This is a genomic window from Ruegeria sp. YTSA144, assembly GCF_059610125.1.
Genome location: NZ_JBXWNA010000001.1, coordinates 70441 through 86516, shown reverse-complemented (window position 1 = coordinate 86516; position 16076 = coordinate 70441). Strand labels below are relative to the sequence as shown.

The 16076-nt window shown below is 57.8% G+C and carries 18 protein-coding genes; 1 reads left to right on the top strand and 17 read right to left on the bottom strand.

Translation table 11 applies throughout. The features are described from left to right. Nucleotides 1–81: 81 nt before the first annotated feature. On the bottom strand, nt 82–798 hold the full coding sequence (ctrA, locus tag AC2FF8_RS00450; RefSeq protein ID WP_152457936.1) for a response regulator transcription factor CtrA: 717 nt from the start codon (nt 796–798) through the stop codon (nt 82–84). Nucleotides 799–884: 86 nt separating this feature from the next. Then, the gene (gene sciP, locus AC2FF8_RS00445; RefSeq protein ID WP_170344350.1) at nt 885–1178 is read right to left on the bottom strand and encodes a CtrA inhibitor SciP; all 294 of its coding nucleotides are present in this window, start codon (nt 1176–1178) and stop codon (nt 885–887) included. Nucleotides 1179–1306: 128 nt separating this feature from the next. Between sciP and mnmA the strand changes: the two genes are divergently transcribed. Next, nucleotides 1307–2452, top strand: a complete 1146-nt coding sequence (gene mnmA / locus AC2FF8_RS00440; protein ID WP_170344352.1) for a tRNA 2-thiouridine(34) synthase MnmA — start codon at nt 1307–1309, stop codon at nt 2450–2452. Here mnmA and AC2FF8_RS00435 read toward each other — a convergent pair. From AC2FF8_RS00435 to acuI, 15 genes are all read right to left on the bottom strand, one after another. Further along, nucleotides 2449–2994, bottom strand: a complete 546-nt coding sequence (locus tag AC2FF8_RS00435) for a carboxymuconolactone decarboxylase family protein (RefSeq protein WP_496878650.1) — start codon at nt 2992–2994, stop codon at nt 2449–2451. The two genes, mnmA and AC2FF8_RS00435, sit on opposite strands and share 4 nt — an antisense overlap. A gap of 101 nt (nt 2995–3095) precedes the next feature. Further along, the gene (locus AC2FF8_RS00430; RefSeq protein ID WP_171168233.1) at nt 3096–3671 is read right to left on the bottom strand and encodes a hypothetical protein; all 576 of its coding nucleotides are present in this window, start codon (nt 3669–3671) and stop codon (nt 3096–3098) included. Next, a complete protein-coding gene (lpxB, locus tag AC2FF8_RS00425) occupies nt 3664–4830 on the bottom strand; it encodes a lipid-A-disaccharide synthase (RefSeq protein ID WP_496878649.1) in 1167 nt (388 codons plus the stop codon). Before lpxB ends, AC2FF8_RS00430 begins: the two co-directional genes overlap by 8 nt. Beyond that, a complete protein-coding gene (locus tag AC2FF8_RS00420) occupies nt 4830–5624 on the bottom strand; it encodes an LpxI family protein (protein WP_496878648.1) in 795 nt (264 codons plus the stop codon). Before AC2FF8_RS00420 ends, lpxB begins: the two co-directional genes overlap by 1 nt. Before the next feature lie 4 nt (nt 5625–5628). After that, a complete protein-coding gene (gene lpxA, locus AC2FF8_RS00415; protein WP_257600698.1) occupies nt 5629–6414 on the bottom strand; it encodes an acyl-ACP--UDP-N-acetylglucosamine O-acyltransferase in 786 nt (261 codons plus the stop codon). Beyond that, on the bottom strand, nt 6411–6884 hold the full coding sequence (gene fabZ / locus AC2FF8_RS00410; protein ID WP_117869011.1) for a 3-hydroxyacyl-ACP dehydratase FabZ: 474 nt from the start codon (nt 6882–6884) through the stop codon (nt 6411–6413). The genes lpxA and fabZ overlap by 4 nt, the downstream gene beginning before the upstream one ends. 73 nt (nt 6885–6957) lie before the next feature. Continuing rightward, nucleotides 6958–7473 (bottom strand): OmpH/Skp family outer membrane protein, encoded by a 516-nt coding sequence (locus AC2FF8_RS00405; RefSeq protein WP_425079029.1) that lies wholly within the window; start codon nt 7471–7473, stop codon nt 6958–6960. A gap of 69 nt (nt 7474–7542) precedes the next feature. Beyond that, nucleotides 7543–9903 (bottom strand): outer membrane protein assembly factor BamA, encoded by a 2361-nt coding sequence (bamA, locus tag AC2FF8_RS00400; protein WP_496878647.1) that lies wholly within the window; start codon nt 9901–9903, stop codon nt 7543–7545. Nucleotides 9904–10030: 127 nt separating this feature from the next. Continuing rightward, a complete protein-coding gene (locus AC2FF8_RS00395) occupies nt 10031–10159 on the bottom strand; it encodes a hypothetical protein (protein ID WP_263618400.1) in 129 nt (42 codons plus the stop codon). Nucleotides 10160–10237: 78 nt separating this feature from the next. Further along, nucleotides 10238–11590: an RIP metalloprotease RseP gene (gene rseP / locus AC2FF8_RS00390; RefSeq protein ID WP_170344366.1), complete on the bottom strand. Its 1353-nt coding sequence runs from the start codon at nt 11588–11590 to the stop codon at nt 10238–10240. A gap of 4 nt (nt 11591–11594) precedes the next feature. Beyond that, nucleotides 11595–12767: a 1-deoxy-D-xylulose-5-phosphate reductoisomerase gene (gene dxr, locus AC2FF8_RS00385; RefSeq protein ID WP_496878646.1), complete on the bottom strand. Its 1173-nt coding sequence runs from the start codon at nt 12765–12767 to the stop codon at nt 11595–11597. Further along, nucleotides 12767–13549, bottom strand: a complete 783-nt coding sequence (locus tag AC2FF8_RS00380) for a phosphatidate cytidylyltransferase (protein WP_170344370.1) — start codon at nt 13547–13549, stop codon at nt 12767–12769. Before AC2FF8_RS00380 ends, dxr begins: the two co-directional genes overlap by 1 nt. Further along, nucleotides 13546–14277: an undecaprenyl pyrophosphate synthase gene (uppS, locus tag AC2FF8_RS00375; RefSeq protein WP_170344372.1), complete on the bottom strand. Its 732-nt coding sequence runs from the start codon at nt 14275–14277 to the stop codon at nt 13546–13548. The genes AC2FF8_RS00380 and uppS overlap by 4 nt, the downstream gene beginning before the upstream one ends. Nucleotides 14278–14286: 9 nt before the next feature. Further along, a complete protein-coding gene (gene frr / locus AC2FF8_RS00370) occupies nt 14287–14850 on the bottom strand; it encodes a ribosome recycling factor (RefSeq protein ID WP_496878645.1) in 564 nt (187 codons plus the stop codon). A 182-nt stretch (nt 14851–15032) separates the two neighbouring features. Beyond that, nucleotides 15033–16028, bottom strand: coding sequence for an acryloyl-CoA reductase (acuI, locus tag AC2FF8_RS00365; protein WP_425078228.1), 996 nt, complete (start codon nt 16026–16028; stop codon nt 15033–15035). Between the last annotated feature and the right edge of the window lie 48 nt (nt 16029–16076).

Sequence of the window (16076 nt, the reverse complement as noted above, 5' to 3'; positions counted from 1 at the left end):
GAGGCCATGGCCAGGTCCAGACGTGCTGAGCCGTGAGTGCAATGTGCCGCCCTGGACCACCGGCGGCACTGGTGTTTCAAATCAGAGACCGACTGCCATCCGTGTTTCGTCCAGCGTGTTGCTTTGCGGATCTCGCAGCACATAGCCACGGCCCCAGACGGTTTCGATATAGTTCTCACCGCCGGTCGCATTGCTGAGCTTTTTGCGCAGTTTGCAGATGAACACATCGATAATTTTCAGCTCGGGTTCATCCATGCCGCCATAGAGGTGATTCAGAAACATTTCCTTGGTCAGAGTCGTCCCCTTGCGCAGGCTGAGCAGCTCGAGCATCTGGTATTCCTTGCCGGTCAAATGAACGGTCTTGCCATCCACTTCCACGGTTTTTGCATCAAGGTTCACCGCAATACGCCCTGTATGAATGATCGACTGCGAATGCCCTTTGGAACGGCGGATAATGGCATGGATGCGCGCCACCAATTCTTCGCGATGGAAGGGCTTGGTCAGATAATCATCCGCACCAAATCCAAAGCCTTTGATCTTGCTTTCAGTATCATCAGCGCCGGACAGAATCAGAATCGGCGTTTCCACCCTTGCGATCCGCAACTGGCGCAGAACCTCATGCCCGTTCATGTCCGGCAGGTTCAGATCCAGCAAGATCAGGTCGTAATCATAGAGTTTCGCCAGATCGATTCCTTCTTCGCCAAGATCCGTCGCATAGACGTTCAGGTTCGCATGCGTCAGCATCAATTCGATGCTTTTGGACGTGGTCGGATCATCCTCGACTAGAAGTATGCGCATTTTTCACTGCTCCAATTCGGGTCAATAATTCCAATTGAAATTAAACCTGACCAAGAATGGTTAATCTGACGTTACCGTTGAATCATTTATTCACGCTCTCCTTTAGGTTGTCGATACTTTTTTAGCGCCGTCGCTTTCAACGCCTCGACGCCGTGTTCCGCGACCAAGGAAACCCAACCGTTGAATTCTTCGTCGCTCAGGCCGTATTTCTTTTTTGCGTCAGACAGGCTGATCAGCCCGTAAAGCACGCCGCGCACGACAAGAATTTTGCGTGACGCCACCCATCGCCTTGTGTTCGCCGGCGGTAAATCCGCATGCGTCAAAATGGATCCATCCGGCAGAGCAACAGACCTTGGCCCTTCAACTTTGTGCAAATACATCGCTTTACCCTTCTTGCTGCACCAAAGCTGACCTCAGCCTACTTAAAGTCGCGTGAAACCGCCCCTTGAGAGTGTGTAGAATTTTCTTATATTCTGCCGGTCTTTCTTAACCCGGACTGGAATCTGCAATGGCCCTCGATACCGAGACCCCTCTGAACTCGCTTGGCTTTGCCAAACCGCCCTCGGAAACGCGGGTCGTTGTGGCGATGTCGGGAGGCGTCGACAGTTCCGTTGTCGCGGCCTATCTGGCCGATCAGGGCTATGATGTGGTCGGTGTGACGTTGCAGCTTTATGACCACGGCGCGGCGTTGGCCAAGAAAGGTGCCTGTTGCGCTGGCATCGATATTCATGATGCGCGCCGCGTGGCGGAAGAGCGTGGATTTCCACATTACGTTCTGGATTACGAGAACATCTTCAAGGATGCCGTGATCGACGAGTTCGCAGACAGCTATCTGGCAGGCGCGACGCCGGTTCCCTGCATCCGCTGCAACGAGCGCGTGAAATTCAAGGATCTTCTGGAAACCGCCAAGGATCTCGAGGCAGACTGCATGGCTACCGGCCACTACATTCAGCGCAAGATGGGCGCCAACGGTCCGGAACTGCACAGCGCCGAAGACGCCAATCGCGATCAGTCCTATTTCCTGTTCTCGACCACACCCGAGCAACTGAACTTCCTGCGTTTCCCGCTGGGCCACCTGCCGTCAAAAGACGCAACCCGTGAGATGGCGGCGCAGTATGGGCTGTCCGTGGCGGACAAGCCCGACAGTCAGGATATCTGCTTCGTACCTGACGGCAACTATGCCAGCGTCATCGAAAAACTGCGCCCCGGAGCTGCGGAACCCGGCGAGATCGTTCACGCCGATGGCCGCGTTCTGGCGCAGCACAACGGTGTAATCCACTATACGATCGGGCAGCGTCGCGGTCTTGGCATCGGCGGCCTCAGCGAGCCGCTTTACGTCGTCAAACTGGACGTCGACAAAAAGCAGGTCGTTGTCGGCCCGAAAGAGATGCTGGCAACGCGCGTCGTTCCGGTGCGCGAGATCAACTGGCTGGGCGATGAACCCTTCACGTCACGCGATGAATGGCACCTGTCCGTCAAGGTCCGCTCGACCCGCCCGCCGCGCGAGGCGATCATTCGGCCGCTGTCGGACACCACGGCCGAGGTCGAACTGCTGACCCCCGAGGAAGGTATCTCGCCAGGGCAGGCCTGTGTGTTTTACGCGAACGAGGGCAGCCGCGTATTCGGCGGCGGCTGGATCTGGCGCGGGTATTAAGCTGAAACCGGTTTGACCTCGGGTTCGATCTGAATCTGCAATGCATCGTTGAACCGATTGAACGCACCGCACAAGGCGATGCGCCAGGTCAGTTCGACGATCTGAGCATCCGTGAACCATTCCCTCAGCTCCGCCACGTCGGCATCCTTCATGCGGCCCGACCGGATCGTCACGGCTTCGGCATAGCGGACAACCGCCTTGTCACAGGCATCCAGTTCCGGATGATCCTCGACGTCTGGCAGACGCGCCGCACCTTCGGGGCTCAGCCCCGCCACGGCCAGCAGCGGTGTGTGATGCGAGACGCAATAATCGCAGGCATTCAGTTTCGAAACCGTCACCATGGCCAGTTCCAACGCACGGCGCGGCAGGTTCTCCTGCTCTCGCAAGGTTGTCAGCATTCCCATGACATGGTTCAGAACCGGAGGGCAATACGCCGCAACGCGGGCCCAGTTGTCAAACGGACCATACGCGCCCAATGCTGCGTGGGATGCGCGCGCGTCGGCGGTCATGTCCTGATCCGACAAAGGGGGAATGCGGGTCATGTCGAAAGCTCCTTTATCTGGATCACGATACCTTGGACCTGCATCACTGCAACAGACCTTTGCAGGTCACATATGCGAGACGAAGCGCTCTCTTTGCCGGGTCACAGCATGTCGGTGGGAGAGTTGAAGAGAATATAGAGCCCGACGCAGACCATGATATATGGCGCAATCCGATCCAGCCGGGCAACGCGCGGGCCAAGGCTTTTGGCGTGGGGTGCCCCCCATGCCGCAACAACAACCAGCAAGGCGGCCGCGCTGGCGGCACCGATCAACGCCACGACCCGATAGGACGGCGCCGAATCCGCAAGCAGAGGGGTCATTACCGCAAAACTGTCTATCGAGAGGCTCAGGAAAAGCGTCACCACCGAAGTCACGGCCCCTTTTGACACAGCACCTTCGTTGTCCGCCTCGCGAAACTGATGCCAGATTCCGCGCAAGCCAAACACCAATGGGACAAGGCCAAGGTAGCCGATCCAAAACGGAAGGCCGCTCTGGTTCAGGCCCACGGCCACGGTCATGGCCAGGGAAAGTACGATCGTCTGAGCGACGGCAAAGCCCACGATCGCACGGCGCTGTTCCATCACCAGAATCAAGCCCAACAAGACAGCAAGATTGTCCAGATTGGTAGAGATCATCGCGATCCCCGCAGAGACTGCAAACAGCGCGTGATCAAGCATTGCGTGGCTGCATTCTGTTCAATACCGCCCGCGCCGCGCGCAAACCAGGTGCTTCGCCCCCTCGCCCCAACCTGTCCATTGTCAGGTTCATGGCGTGCTGTTGAGCGTCGGGTGCGTCGGCTACCTTTCGCAAGGCTTCGGCGATCTTTTCAGGCTGACAATCATCCAGCAGGCATTCCGGCACGGCGCGCGTGTCCGAGACCAGATTGACCAGAGTAACGGTGTCCAGATTGACCATCCGTTCTGCCACCTTCTGCGTCAGCCAGTTGAGTTTGTACGCAATCACCATCGGCGTATTCTGCGCCGCAAGTTCCAGCGAAACCGTCCCCGAGGCCGCCAGGGCAAGATCTGCGGCGCCAAAGGCTGCACGTTTGTCGGCTGTGGCTTGCTCTGCGCCTGCATTGCGAGGGTCCAGCACCACGGGGGTGCCGGGCCATTTTCGAACCACGTCATTTACCAGATCGGTTGTCGCACCAACGGTCGGGATCACCACGCGGTAATTCGGGTGGGCATCGACGAACAACCGTAACGCGCCGCCGAAAGACTCTGCAAGGCGTTCGATCTCACCCCGCCGTGACCCGGGCAAAGCCAGCAGGATTGGGGCGTCAGCCAGATCGAAGCGGTTCCGAAAGGCCGAGATCTCGTCTGGTGTGGCAATCGGCTCGCTGGCCACAGGATGACCGACAAAGTCGCAGTCCATCCCTGCCCGCTCCATGTACGGAGGTTCAAAAGGAAGAAGCGCCAGCACATGATCGATGACCTTTGCCATCTTGTCTGCACGCCCGGGGCGCCAGGCCCAGACACTGGGCGCGACATAATGCACGGTTCGGATTTTGCTGTTGGCTTTGACGATCTTGGCGACGCGCAAGCTGAAATCAGGGCTGTCTATGGTGATCAATACATCCGGTTTCGTGTCCAGCACCGCCTGTGCTGTCTCGGAAATACGCCGTTTCAGGTGGAAAAACTTCGGCAGAACTTCAACAAGCCCCATGACCGAAAGCTCGGACATTGGAAACCGGCTGCTCAGACCCTGCGCTTGCATCAACGGGCCACCGACCCCGTCGAATTCAACATCAGGCACCAGGGTTTTCAACCCCTCCATCAGCGCGCCGCCCAACCGGTCACCCGAAGGTTCACCAGCGACCAGAAAGACACGCATCAGACCGCCCGCTCGCGGATATAAAGGAACAGACCCAGGCGATTGCATTCAGCGATGACGCGATCTTTTTCCAGAACCAGCACACCGCCTTTTTCCAATACGATCCCGGACAAACCTGCCGCAACCGTATCGGTGACGGTTTCCGGCCCGATAGCGGGCAAATCGGCGCGCCGATCCTGATCGGGTTTGGGACCTTTGAACAGAATGCCGCCGCCTGCGTCGGGGCGTTGCGTCAGGGAGTGCAGCATCCACGCGGTACCGAACACCCCCTCGATGGCCAGCGCCTGCCCTTTGGATACGGCGCAGGCCTGCCCCGTATCCGCTGCCCCCATTGCCCGAAGAATCCCCGCGGCGCGGTCAGCGTCGGCCATGTCGGCATCCGAGGGCTGGGCCTCGGTCAGACATCCCACAGGCGGCAACAAACCGGGCGCGATCTCATGCGCGGCCCGCAAGTGTAGACCGGCCCCCTCGAGAATTCCGATCACGGCGCGCAAAGCTCCGTCATCCCCGGACAGGATGGCCTTTTGGATGATCGGAACCAGTGGCAGCGTCGCGGCGTCGATGCGCGAGGGGTCGATTGGCGGGCGCCGAACAGCGCCGGCCAGACAGATTTCAGTCACGCCCCGCGCCTTCAGGTCAGCGATGAAACTGCCCAGCTGTTCCAGAGGAAACACGACATCTGCGCTCAGGGTGTCCGGCAGAAACCCCTCCATCGCGCAGATCAGGGGACGTTCTGCCAACTGCGCAACAACTTCGGTCGGCAGCGCCCCGGTTCCCGCAATCAACGCAAGCATGACCCTATTTCCTCGGGGTCAGGAATGATCGGTCACTATGGCCGGTGACGAAATCCACGATCTGCTGCACATAGTCGCTTTCGTTGCCTTCACCGATCCGGCTGGCGCGATCCATAAAGGTGCCTTCGCCGTCGGACAATTCCTTGAAGGCCGCGCGCAGCGCCGAGATATCTTCGCGTGATACACCCTTGCGCTTGAGACCGACAAGGTTCAAGCCATCCAGCTCACCTCGCGACGCCTGTACCAGGCCATAAGGAATAACATCCTTGGGCACCATGGTCAGCGCGCCAATAATGGCCCCGCGTCCAACGCGCACCCATTGATGCAGCCCCGAAATGCCGCCGACGATCACGTCGTCTTCGACGATGCAATGCCCCGCCGCGCCTGCATGGTTGACCATGATCACACGGTTGCCGATCTGAACATCATGGGCCACGTGAACCCCCGCCATCAGCAGGCAGTCGTCACCGATCCGCGTGACACCACCGCCACCTTGGGTTCCGGTATTGATTGTCACATGCTCGCGAATGCGATTGCGTTTGCCAATCTCAAGACGGGTGTTTTCGCCACTGAACTTCAAATCCTGAGGGATCTCACCAATCACCGAGAAATTGAACACAACGGTATCTTCGCCGATCGAGGTGTCACCCGTCACGACCACGTGCGATTTCAACTCGACCCGATCGGCCAGTTTCACCTGTGCGCCCACATGGCAGAAGGGACCGATGATGCAATCCTGTCCAATCTGCGCACCGTCTTCGATAATTGCGCTGGGATGGACTCCGTTCATGTTGTTTTTTCCATATCCCAGTCGACATAGGCCGAGAATTCCGCCTCGGCGGCCACGTCACCTTCGACGGTGGCACGGCCGCTGAACTTGAACAGCTTGCCGCCTTTTTTCCCGCGCACGGTTTCCACATGCATTTCCAGCACATCACCGGGCACGACCTTGCGACGGAATTTGCACTTGTCGATGCTCATGAAGTAAATCAACAGCTCGGTGTCGATGACGTCCATTCCAACACCCAGCATCACACCGGCGGTCTGTGCCATTGCCTCGACAATGGTGACGCCCGGCATGATCGGCGTACCGGGGAAATGCCCCTGAAAATGCGGTTCATTCATGGTGACATTCTTGATTCCGCGCGCCGACTGATAGCCCGAAATATCTACCACCTTGTCGACAAGCAAAAACGGATAGCGGTGCGGCAGAATCCTCTGGATCAGCTGAATGTCTGCGCTTTTGGTTTCTGTGCTCATGGTGCAGATATCCCGTTTTGGATGTTTCTTTTTTTGCGTGGTTAGCAATACAGCACTGCAAGGGCAAGCGAACCTATTCGCCCTGCCCCTCTTGCAAATCGCTTCCATCACCAATCGCGGCGTTTATTCGGAGGATCGCGGCTTCGGTGATGTCGGACGTGCTGACGACGACATTGGATCGCTCGATCATCACGCTGGCCCCAATTTCGCGCAACAGATCGACAAGTACAGGGCGCACGATCTCGGAAAAGGTCTGCTGGGCTTCTTCGCTGCGACGGGCCAGAACGTCCAGCTTTGCCCTTTGCCCCTCGCGATGGGACTGAACCTTGAGATCAAACGCCTCGGCCAGGGGGCGGAACTCGTCGGCCGTCATGATGGCGCGCTGCTCGGTGAGTTCCTTTTCTTCGCGGCTCAGTTCCGCGACAATCCGTTGGTTTTCTTCGGCCAGTAACGCGCTTTCCTTTTCGATTTCGCGCAAAACGCGCTGACCGAAGGCAGACTTGGCAAACAGCTCTTCACTGGACAGGGTGACCACACTGGCTTGAGGCACACCAAGCTGCTGAGCATCTGCCAAAGGCGCCAGGACCATCGTCAAAAATGCACACAGGGCCCAAAGCGGGCCCCGTGTTCTGCCAAGCAATCTGTTCAGCATCGCGGATCAGAACCGGGCCTGGATCGTAAAGTCAAAGTTCTGCTCCTTGTCGAAAGATTCTTTCTTGAGAGGCTGCGAAAAGTTGAACTGCAACGGCCCGAACGGAGTTTCCCACAGCACCGAAATGCCGATCACGTGGCGGATCGATCCGTTTGCACCGACAATAGTTGAACCTGCCGTATTGACGTTGTCGATGTTGTAGAGGTTGCCGACATCATAGAACAGGCCACCACGCAGCCCCAGTTCCTCGGGCAGTCCCAGCGGGAAATCGGTTTCGAACCGAGCAACCCAGTAATAGTTGCCCCCGATTGCGTCATCCTGACCGTTGGACAGGTCACGCGGTCCGATACCCGCTGGTTCGAAACCCCGGAAGGTATTGGGGCCCAGCACGAACCGGTCCACAGTACGGCTGAAATCGCTTCCGCGCCAGTGCAGAGCGCCCAGCTCCATCGTTGCCCGAAGCACCACCTCTTCGTTCCATACTCGGGTTTGCGCGATACCACGCGCCGTGGTCTTGAAGTATTTGTTGTCCCCACCAAGTCCGGCGGCATCAACGCCAATCTCGAACAGAAAGCCGGTATTGGGGTCCAGACCGCCGAGACGGCTGTCATAAATGTAAGACAGTCCCAAAGAGCTGGACGTCCGTTTGCCCTGCGCGATTTCAGAAGCAATCACCGCACCGTTAACTTCGTTGTCCTGCTGCGTCATCTCGCTGCGGTCCCAGCGATAACGGAGCCGCAGCGCCGACAATTCACCAATCGCATAGGTCAGCTGTGGTGCAAAGAAAAGACTGCTTGTGTCGTAACTTGCAAACCCGGAATTGGTGGCCGACAGCCCCAGACCAATGTCAAAGCGCAGCTTGCGGCCCAGCAGGTAAGGCTCGGTGAAGCTGAGCGTGTATTGTTCCGAGTCCTGCGCGGTCGAGATCGACACACCGAGGTTCTGGCCACGACCCAGGAAGTTGGATTCGTTCAGACCGACCGCAATCCCGAAACCGTCCGTAACCGAGTAGCTGCCGCCAAGGCTCAGCGAGCCGGTAGGTTGTTCTTCAACGTCCACATCCAGAATGACCTGGCTGGGCGACGATCCTTCGCGCGGTTCGACTTCCGCGACAGCGAAGAAACCCAGGGCATTGATGCGCTCGGCGGCCTGACGGATTTCGCGGGGATTGAACGGGTCTCCTTCGACGGTGTCGAACTGACGGCGGATCACCCGGTCCAGGGTGGTTGTGTTGCCTTCAATATCGATCCGCTCGACAAAAATCCGAGGACCTTTTGTCAGGACAAATTCGATATCCAAAGTCAGATCGCGGTCATTGCGTGTGACACGTGGTTCCACCCGAAGGAAATCCACGCCTTGTTTCAGACCCAGACGTTCCTGGCGTGTAATGGAGTTTTCAACCAGAGACGGTGTATAGGTTACGCCGGGTTTGATCTTCAGCGCGTCCTGATAAGGGGCCGGATCCACGCCCGGAATCTCACTGACGGTCGTGATCTTACCGAACGAGAATTTCTGGCCTTCGGTTACATTCATCACCAGGAAAAACGCATCCCGTTCACGGGTAAATTCGACGTTGGCGCTGTTCACGCGGAAGTCGACATAGCCTCGTGACAGGTAGAAGTCCCGGATGACCTGCTTGTCGAACTCGATACGATCGCCGATGAACGTGTCGTTCCGGAAGAACGTCCGCAGAAACGTTGCCTGCTTGGTTTCCAGAACGCGGCGCAAGCGTCGGTCGGAAAAGGCACGGTTGCCGACAAAGCTGACACGTTCCACCTCGATGGTCGTGCCTTCGGCCACTTCAAAAACCAGATCAACCCGGTTGTCGCTGCGGCGGATAATCCGAGGGATCACGGTCGCGGCAACACGGCCTTGGGCTGAATACACTTCAGCAATCATATCGGCGTCAGACTCGGCCACCTGCGGGGTAAAGACGCGGCGCGGCTGAGATTCGATGACGTCCAGCAGAACGTCGTCCTTGACACGGGCGTTGCCCTCGATGCTGATCTGGTTGATCGTCGGATATTCCTGAACCGAGATGACCAGCGTCGAGCCGCGCGGCGTCAGTTCGACTGTTTCAAATACACCACTGTCAAGCAAACGCTGATAGGCATCATTGAGCTGACCCGCAGTTACGGTTTGGCCAGGTTCGATTCCCGTCCGGGCGATGATCGTACCGGTTTCAATCCGGCGATTGCCCTCAACATCAAACGAATTGATCGTATAGTTTTGCGCCTGTGCTGCATGCGGAAAAGTAATTAAGCTTGCAGCAACAAAAAGGAAAAGAACCGCTAGCGCCTGCCACAAAATATTGTTTGTTGGCATTTGCTGCCCGCAGGATGTGCCCGCCCCTCGCCTGTCAGTCATTTTATGCTCTACCCAGAATTTAAGACTTTAATGCTGAGTAGCGGGATTGAATGAGCTTGTCAAAAGGCGAAATCGAAGCAACCGCGCAGACTGCCAGTCAATTTGTCGACGTTGATTTCAGCAAGAATCACATGGCCGCCAAATAGGCGGCACCTGCCATAGCCAAAGCCGTAACCGCAAAGCTCAGCAGAACATCCCAATTCAACACGAACAGGAAGCTAAAGCTCTGATACGATCTTTTCAGCGTTTTGGTCATGGCTTTTCCCTCAGACGCAAAGAGAATAGCGCCCAATTAAGGCGATAATGCGGCTCAATTTTGCACCGAGCGCCACAATCAGCAGAACAGATCGTTGCTTACTGAAAACAGCATGAGGGTGAGGATTATCGTGATCCCTAGCCCCATGAGCACCCGCAAGGCCCCGTCACTGGGTGGTTTCCCTGCAATGGCTTCATAGGCGTAGAACACGAGATGCCCGCCATCCAATGCCGGGATCGGAAACAGGTTCAGCAATCCGACCGCCGTCGACAGAACCGCGATGAAGAAAATGAAGTTCTGCGCCCCCTGGCTGGCCATTGCCCCCGAGGTTTCGGCGATTCCGATCGGCCCCGAGATGTTGCAGGTGCTGATTGCACCCGTCACCATGTGCCACATGCCCGATAGCGACCCTTCGATAATGCGACCCGTCTGCCTGACACCGCCGGTCAGTGAATCCAGAATACCAGCTGGTTCAGTTGCCGGCTCCAACATCATGCCCCCGATGATCCCAATCCGCCAATGGGTGACGAAACCGCCTTCCGGCTGAGGTTCATCCGTGCGTCGGGGGGCCAATGCGAATTCCAGCTCGGATCCATCCCGCCAGACGTCCAACAGCAGAACCCGGCCGTCGGACCCTTCGACAAAATCCTTCAGCTGCTCGAAGGCAAAGATCGGTTCCCCGTTCACCGCCGTGATGACATCGCCTTGTTTCAGTTGAATATCCATCGCCGCGCTGCGTGGGGCCACTTGGCGGATCAGGGGTGGAAACATCCATGGTGCTTGAACATCCAGGGTTTCACCGTCCCGGATCACCGTGTAGTCCAGAACCGGTTCCACAGGCAGCGCCTCGATAAAGTCCTGCCAGGCCCCCTCTTCATCATAGTCAGGTGTCGGAATACCGGCGATGGCCGTGATCACGTCACCTTCTCTCAGTTCCTGCACGGTGCCGGGCAAGGGTTGCAACGATCCGACTGTCAGCGGCTCTTTCGATACGCCCTGTGACCAGAAGATCAGACCGAAAACCAGAATGGACATTGCAAAATTGAAGACAGGCCCGGCCGCGACCGTGGCGGCACGCGCCCACAAAGGGGCGCCGTGCATGGTGCGGCGCAGTTCTTCCGGGCTTTGGGTTGCGATGCCTTCCATCGCCTCTTCATCCTTGCCGGATGCGGCATTGGCATCGCCCAGGAACTTTACATAGCCCCCAAACGGCAGCAACGCGATCTGCCATCTGGTTCCCCGCTTGTCGATACGGCTCCACAGAACCGGGCCAAACCCGATCGAGAAGACCTCGGCATGGATACCGGACCAGCGCCCCACAATGTAATGTCCGTATTCGTGCACCGCGACGATGACCGACAACGCGATGACAAACGCGACAATCGTCCAGAGAAGATTGCCAAATTGGGGGATTAGCGAAAGTACGTCCAAAATTCTATCCTGCTCGTTCCACCACAGTGTCATCGACCCACTGACGTGCCAGATGGTCGGTTTGCTGTACGTTATCAAGGGTCATCGGGGCATCAATAAGGCTGTCTGACACGTCAAACCTGTCCAGGACCGCGGCGACGGCATCAGCCATATCCAGAAACCCGATCCGGCGTGCGATAAAATGATCCAGCGCGCGTTCCTTGGCGGCATTGAAAACAGCGCCTGCAAGGCCGCCACGCTCCATCACGTCCCGCGCGAGCTTCAGGGCCGGATACCGCGCCAAATCCGGTTCATTGAAACGCAATTGCCCCAGCTGGGCCAAGTCAAGCCGCTGTATTGGCAAGTCCCGTCTTTCGGGCCAATGCAGCGCGTAACCGATTGCGTGGCGCATATCGGGTGCCCCCATATGGGCCATCATCGCACCATCACGATACCCGACAAGGGCGTGTACTATGGATTCCGGATGCACCAGCACTTCGATTTGATCCGGCTCGACACCGAAATATTCTTTTGTTTCTATGACTTCCAACGCTTTGTTGAACATGGAGGCGCTGTCGATGGTGATACGCTGCCCCATATCCCAATTCGGATGGCTGGAGGCCTGTTCCACAGTCGCGTTTACCAGTTCACTCAGGTGCCAATCACGGAACGCCCCGCCACTGGCGGTGATGATCACACGCTCGACTGTTTCAACGTCTTCACCGACCAGAGCCTGAAACACCGCCGAATGTTCGCTGTCGACCGGCAGCAATCGCGCACCATGCTGTTTGGCCGTTTCCAGAACCAATGACCCGGCGCAGACCAATGTCTCTTTGTTGGCCAGTGCCAGGGTCGTTCCCTGTTTCAACGCTTCGATTCCCGGTGCCAACCCGGCCGAGCCGACAATGGCCGACATAGTCCAATCCGCCGGACGCGCAGCAGCTTCGACGATGGCGCCGGGGCCCGCAGCCGCCTCGACGCCACTGCCGGCCAAAGCGGAACGCAGGTCATCAAGCCGGTCTTCATGAGCGGTGACGGCAATATCGGCACCCAACCGACGCGCATCATCCGCAAGTTTTTGAATATTGGCGCCACCGGTCAAAGCCACGACGTCATACTCGGACGGTGCGCGCGAAATCAGATCAATCGTATTCTGCCCGATCGACCCGGTGGCCCCGAAAACAGATACCTTTCGCATTACATTTCACCCGGCGAATAGATCAGCCCTGCGATCAGAACAAACAGCGCGGCGCCCATCATGCCATCAAACCGATCCAGAAAGCCGCCATGACCCGGTATCAGGTTCGAACTGTCTTTGACGCCGAACTTACGTTTGACTGCGCTTTCAACAATATCACCGGCCTGGCTTGCCATTGAGGCCAAAACGGAAACAACGACAAAAGCGAATCCAAAGCCGGCCATGCTTGCAAAAACCGCGCCGACACATGCCGCGGCGGCCCACCCGCCGGCGGTTCCCGACCACGTCTTCTTCGGGCTGACTTTGGGCCAGAACTTCGGGCCGCCAACCGCCTTGCCCACGAAATAGCCCGCGACATCCGTGGCGACCACGACCGCGATCAGCCAAACCATCCAGCCAAAACCGAAGCTTTCCCGGATAGAAATGAAACCCAGCCCGGCCCCGACGATCCAGACCACAAACAGCCCGAACAGAACCTTCGAGCGACTGATCTGCCCCACACCCACAAGCGCTGGCGCGAGTACGACCGGCAAAGTATAAATCGGCGGCAGATGATAGCTGAGAACCACGGTGACGCTTGTCAGAATTCCCAATTGAACGGCCACGCCGCGGGCCTGCGGGTCGATCATCCGAACCAATTCCCACGTCATCAGACCACAGGCTGCGGCGATGAAGGTTTCGAACCACCACCCGCCAAGCCAGACCTCGATTGATCCGATCACGACCAGAACAGCAGCAGAAAGAACCCGTGTTGTCAGGTCAGACCATCGGCCGTCTCTCATGCCAGAACCGCTCCGAACCGCCGATCTCTTGAGCCGTAATTCTGGCACAGACGGGCCAGTTCATCAGCAGTGAAGTCCGGCCAGAGCGTATCGATGAATTCGTATTCCGAGTAAGCCGACTGCCACAGAAGAAAATTTGAAATCCGCGCTTCACCGCTGGTTCGAATCACAAGGTCGGGATCAGGAAGAACACGCGTATCCAGATACTTGGGAAGGGTTTCTTCATCCACCTCTTCGGGTTTCAGCCGCCCTTCAGCCACATCCCGCGCCAGACGCTTGGTGGCGCGCGCGACCTCGTCGCGCCCACCGTAATTCAGCGCGACGGTCAAATGAACCAGATCGTTGTTTTTGGTTTCTTCTTCCAGCGAGTCCATCAACTCGATCAACTTGGAATCCAGCCGGACCCGGTCTCCGATGAACCGAACCCGGATGCCATTATCCGCGAGTGTCCGGGTTTCCTTGATGATATAGCGGCGGAACAGGTTCATCAGACCAGCCACCTCGACCTGGGTCCGCTTCCAGTTTTCAGTCGAAAACGCGAACACCGTCAGGTACTTGATTCCCAATCCCGGGCAGGCCTCGACAACCTCACGCACGCGCCGCGCCCCGGCATGGTGGCCGAACAGCCGGGGACGGCCGCGCGCCTGCGCCCAACGACCATTGCCATCCATGATGATGGCCACATGGCGCGGGCCGGACTCCAGCTCGGTTTGCGGGTCTTTTGGCATCAGTCCGGCTCAGACCTGCATGATTTCGGTTTGCTTGGTTTCAAGCGCAGTATCCACGGCCTTGATCATCTCATCCGTCATGTCCTGAACTTCACTTTCCCAAAGCTTCTGGTCATCTTCCGACATGCCGTCCGCTTTGGCCTTCTTGATCTGATCCATGCCATCGCGACGCACGTTGCGGATCGCAATGCGCGCGCTTTCCGCGTACTGACCCGCGACCTTGCTCAATTCGCGGCGGCGTTCTTCGTTCAATTCGGGTATCGGCAGCATTATGATGGTGCCGTTCAATTGCGGATTGATCCCAAGGCCGCTTTCGCGGATGGCCTTTTCCACCTTACCGACCAGTGACTTGTCCCAGACGTTTACAGTAACCATACGCGGTTCGGGCACGTTCACGGTGCCCACCTGGTTGATCGGTGTCATCGAGCCGTAAGCGTCAACCATGACAGGTTCCAGCATCGAGGCCGATGCACGCCCTGTTCGCAATGATGCAAATTCGGTTTTCAGATTGGCCATTGCGCCATCCATGCGGCGCTGCAGATCATCGGTGTCCAGTTCGAAGTCGTCAGACATTCTGCTCACTCCCCGTCTTCAGGTACTCTTTGGATGGGTCTTACGCCATCGCAATTGGGATGTATAGCAATCATGATCGGGAATTGTATCAATGGCCAGAGGTGTTGCGACCAATTCGGACAAACATCGTTTTCCGGAACCTGGCCGAGTTCCTCCGGCCAGGTCGAGTTCACGGGTCAGCCTCAGGCGTTCACGTCCACCACGACACGCCCCTTGACCTGGCCCTTCAGAATGTCGGCGCCCAATTGCGGCAGATCGGACAGACCGGCCGGTTGAACCATCGCTTCAAGCTTGTCCATCGGCAGATCCGTGGCGATCCGTTTCCACGCGCGCACCCTGTTGTCATAGGGCTGCATCACGCTGTCGATACCCAAAAGGTTCACACCGCGCAGAAGGAACGGAATCACTGTCGCAGGCAAAGCAGCGCCCCCTGCCAAACCAACCGCGGCAACGGAGCATCCGTATTTCATCTGGCCCAGAACACGCGCCAGCATGGCACCGCCCACAGCATCAACGCAGCCCGCCCAGGTTTCGCTTTCAAGGGGGCGTTTTGTGGTCTCGTTCAGGTCGTCGCGCGGCACAATGGTCGTCGCACCAAGTGATTTCAGATAGTCCCCGGTTTCAGGCCGTCCGGTGACCGCGGCGACCTCATAGCCCAAATTGCCAAGAATGGCCGTGGCCACCGACCCGACACCACCCGCGGCCCCGGTCACCAATACCGGTCCACGATCCGGGGTCAGCCCATGATCCTCCAGCGCCATGACCGCCAGCATCGCAGTGAACCCGGCGGTGCCCACGGCCATTGCCTGACGCGTTGTCAACCCATTGGGCAGCGGCACCAGCCAATCGGCCCGCGCGTTGGCTTTTTGCGAATAGCCGCCCCAGTGAGCTTCGCCCACGCGCCATCCGGTCAGAACAACCTTGTCACCGGGTTTGTAGCGGTCATCCGATGAGGCTTCGACCGTGCCGGCGTAATCAATGCCGGGGACATGTGGATAGGCTCGCACCAGCCCGCCCCCTTTCGGAGACAGGCACAGGCCGTCCTTGTAGTTCACCGTGGAATATTCGACCGCAACCGTGACATCACCATGTGGCAGGTCATCCACCGACAATTGTTTGATCGAGCCGGTGGCAATTCCGCTCTCTTCATCCTTGTCCATCACAAGTGCATTGAACATCTGTCATTCCTTTCGTGTTCAGTGACCAGCCCATGTCGGCAGCTGGTT

Excerpts from the sequence above, each read along its gene's own strand:
- ctrA (WP_152457936.1), bottom strand. The coding sequence starts at position 798 with ATGCGCATACTTCTAGTCGAGGATGATCCGACCACGTCCAAAAGCATC.
- sciP (WP_170344350.1), bottom strand. The coding sequence starts at position 1,178 with ATGTATTTGCACAAAGTTGAAGGGCCAAGGTCTGTTGCTCTGCCGGAT.
- mnmA (WP_170344352.1), top strand. The coding sequence starts at position 1,307 with ATGGCCCTCGATACCGAGACCCCTCTGAACTCGCTTGGCTTTGCCAAA.
- AC2FF8_RS00435 (WP_496878650.1), bottom strand. The coding sequence starts at position 2,994 with ATGACCCGCATTCCCCCTTTGTCGGATCAGGACATGACCGCCGACGCG.
- AC2FF8_RS00430 (WP_171168233.1), bottom strand. The coding sequence starts at position 3,671 with ATGCTTGATCACGCGCTGTTTGCAGTCTCTGCGGGGATCGCGATGATC.
- lpxB (WP_496878649.1), bottom strand. The coding sequence starts at position 4,830 with ATGCGTGTCTTTCTGGTCGCTGGTGAACCTTCGGGTGACCGGTTGGGC.
- AC2FF8_RS00420 (WP_496878648.1), bottom strand. The coding sequence starts at position 5,624 with ATGCTTGCGTTGATTGCGGGAACCGGGGCGCTGCCGACCGAAGTTGTT.
- lpxA (WP_257600698.1), bottom strand. The coding sequence starts at position 6,414 with ATGAACGGAGTCCATCCCAGCGCAATTATCGAAGACGGTGCGCAGATT.
- fabZ (WP_117869011.1), bottom strand. The coding sequence starts at position 6,884 with ATGAGCACAGAAACCAAAAGCGCAGACATTCAGCTGATCCAGAGGATT.
- AC2FF8_RS00405 (WP_425079029.1), bottom strand. The coding sequence starts at position 7,473 with ATGGTCCTGGCGCCTTTGGCAGATGCTCAGCAGCTTGGTGTGCCTCAA.
- bamA (WP_496878647.1), bottom strand. The coding sequence starts at position 9,903 with ATGACTGACAGGCGAGGGGCGGGCACATCCTGCGGGCAGCAAATGCCA.
- AC2FF8_RS00395 (WP_263618400.1), bottom strand. The coding sequence starts at position 10,159 with ATGACCAAAACGCTGAAAAGATCGTATCAGAGCTTTAGCTTCCTGTTC.
- dxr (WP_496878646.1), bottom strand. The coding sequence starts at position 12,767 with ATGCGAAAGGTATCTGTTTTCGGGGCCACCGGGTCGATCGGGCAGAAT.
- AC2FF8_RS00380 (WP_170344370.1), bottom strand. The coding sequence starts at position 13,549 with ATGAGAGACGGCCGATGGTCTGACCTGACAACACGGGTTCTTTCTGCT.
- uppS (WP_170344372.1), bottom strand. The coding sequence starts at position 14,277 with ATGCCAAAAGACCCGCAAACCGAGCTGGAGTCCGGCCCGCGCCATGTG.
- frr (WP_496878645.1), bottom strand. The coding sequence starts at position 14,850 with ATGTCTGACGACTTCGAACTGGACACCGATGATCTGCAGCGCCGCATG.
- acuI (WP_425078228.1), bottom strand. The coding sequence starts at position 16,028 with ATGTTCAATGCACTTGTGATGGACAAGGATGAAGAGAGCGGAATTGCC.